The sequence below is a fragment of the Roseiarcus sp. genome (genome assembly GCF_052145395.1).
GTDB lineage: Bacteria > Pseudomonadota > Alphaproteobacteria > Rhizobiales > Beijerinckiaceae > Roseiarcus.
Genome location: NZ_JBKQOT010000521.1, coordinates 1 through 2,616 on the forward strand (window position 1 = coordinate 1; position 2,616 = coordinate 2,616).

Below are 2,616 nucleotides of genomic sequence, written 5' to 3' on the forward strand. Positions count from 1 at the left end.
GCCTTCAAGAGATGCACGTTGTTGGCGGCAGGAGGGGCGAAGTAGGCGATGGCGGCGCTAGTGGAGTTGACGGAATCAAAAAGCTGAACGCCGGTGGCGATCGAATAGGACACTGCGGGGTCGACGACCCGCGGCGAAAAGCCGCTCGAAGTCGGATCCATTGCGACTATTTCGACCCCGGGCGTCAGCGCCGGCGCCGGCGGCTTACGCCACAGCGCGATGCGCACGAACGTCGCGCGCACGCCGGGCTGCGTCGGGTCCGGCCCGACGTGCTGCGGCAGTTTGACAAACGCGCGCATGGTCTCGCCCGCCGCGAGACTTATCGGCTTGAACGGGGGCTTGCCGAGGGTCGCCGCTGTATTCGGATCGGGAAATACGTCGAAAGCCATGCGCGCAGCCTCGAGCAGTTAGGCAAGTTGTTTGACGAGCCGGCGCGGCTCGCTATTCGCAGCAATCGCGTCTTCCCATGCAGTAGCTGGCGGCCAGCAGGCGCGCGAAGCCGACGCCGCGAATGCTGACGCCCGGCGTCGCGGACGGCGCCCCGGCCACGCGCGTCCGTCCGCTCAGATCGACGATGCGCACCAGCGAGGCCGCGCGCAGCCTCGCCCGCGGGAGACTGAATGCCTGCGAAGTTCCCGGGGAATGGCCAACCTCGACCCATTCGCCGCAGTCCGCGTCTTGCGCGTCGACGCGATAGGCGCGCCGGTCCACGTCGGGCTGTACGAACACGACGACATCGTGAGCGCCATCGGCGAGGATCGCGTCGCCCGTGACGCCGACCGTCACCGCGCCATAGGCGCCGAGCGAAAGGAAGGTCGTCCGCGTGCGGATGTCGCCGAGCACGGCGGAGGCGTCCTGATGCGCATTGGCGCCCGGCGCGGCCTCCAGCCCGGGCCGGTAGTCGAACACGCGATTGGCGAAGAACAGCGTCGCGGGGTTCGGGGGCGTCTCGCCTTTCAGCAGCGGGACGCCCAGCACCGAGACGGAGACGCTTGGCGTTGCGGTCGAGGGATAGCTGATCGTGACCGAATAGGCGCCGTCAAACAACGTCGTTACCGGGCTCGCTGTGGCGCCGCCTTGGACCGAGACGCCAATCAAATTCGGCCGCGCGGGATCGAGCAGAACGACATTGCCGAAACGGTCGCGCGGCGTGAAGGTGAGAACCAGCGTCGTGGAACCGGCAAAACTCTGGTAATTCCAATCCAAAAGCGTGAATGTCGGATCGGGTTTGGCCGCGCTGACGACATTGGCCGGTTTCTGGCGCAGATAGGCGACGCCGTCGGGGGTCTGGCCCTGAGCGCTGACCAGGAAGGAATAGGGCCCCGGCACGCTCGTGGCGGCGAATTTGGCGCTGTAATGGCCGTCGCCCCTTTCGTCGATCAGCGGGATCGTCACGCTGTTGCTCGCCGCGTTGTAGACGAAGCCTTTCTGCTGAACCACATAGGCCTTGATATAGAGCGCGCTGACGTCGCTTTGGCCGAGCTTGTCCTTCGCGGCGGCATATTCGGTGGCGGTGATGGGAATGCCAGCGAGCCAGTTATCGACGCTGACGCCGGGGCCGGATATCGTGACGGCGACGTTCGCTTTGGTCAAAGGAAGACCGCGCAGCGTCGGAACGGCGGCGATCTCGATCTCCTCGCCCGCGCTCTTCCGCGTCGAACCGAGGCTCGCCGACAGGCGCAGCGAGGATTCCACTATGGCGTCGTAGGCGTAGCGCTCCAACTCGCGCACATCCGCCGCTGTCGCCGTGTCGAGCACGGCTCCTTGGACGATCATGCTCCAAACGCCGTAGCGCGCGCGCCCCCCGGCGCCCACGAGATAGGCGCTGTCGACCATATAGAGCGCGTGGCGGTTGCTTTGCGTGAAGGTCACGCCGGGATAGGCGCCTATCGCGGCGTTGTTGGGGTCCAGCGTTTCGCCGAGCGGCGTCTGTAAGGTGAGAACGAGGCGATCAACTTGCGGCGTGTCCCAGGTGATGAGAAAAGCGACCTTGGTGTCGTAAGGCGTGATGACGATGGCGTGCGCGGCCGGCGGATCGCCGTAAACATAGACCGCATCCGGATCGGCCGCCGAACTCAGCGAGGTGAGGCCGGTCTTGAGCGCGGCTTTGAACTGCGAAGCCAGTTGGTTGTAGTCGTAGTTCGGGTCGACCGTGACCTGATAGGCTTGGCCTCCCGTGCCCGTGGCGAGATCCGTGAGAGTCTGGGAGTCGAACTGCCCCGCCGTGCCGAAGCCGACCGAAAACACCTTGATGTTCTTGGCCGCCAGATTGCCTATCTCCGTATGGGGATCGGCGCCGACGTTCCACGCGCCGTCGGACAGCAACAACATCCAACGCACGTCATTGGCAATGTCGCCCGGCGCGGGCGAGAAATACGGGGGCGCCGCGCCGCCCAGCGCGCGTTGCAGGCCATAGTCCATCGGCGTGCTGTCCCACGGAGTTACGACGCTTATAGCGTTTTTCGCCGCTGTCATCGGGGCTTGTATGGCGGCGGACGGGACGAGATCGTAGGAGGGCAAATTGTCGACCGTATTGCCGGTCGCGCCCGGAAAGCGGATCACGCCGAAATTGCCGCCATTGGCGCCGAAGCCGGCCATGAGATCGAGCGAGAGATT

The 2,616-nt window shown here is 65.3% G+C and carries 2 protein-coding genes; both read right to left on the bottom strand.

Features of this window, described 5'->3' with window-relative positions; genetic code table 11:
- Positions 1-389, bottom strand: a 389-nt coding sequence (locus ACLP25_RS17965; protein ID WP_442470539.1) for a hypothetical protein, incomplete at its 3' end; no start/stop codon positions are given.
- Between the two features lie 52 nt (positions 390-441).
- On the bottom strand, positions 442-2,616 hold a 2,175-nt coding region (locus ACLP25_RS17970), incomplete at its 5' end, for a hypothetical protein (protein ID WP_442470540.1).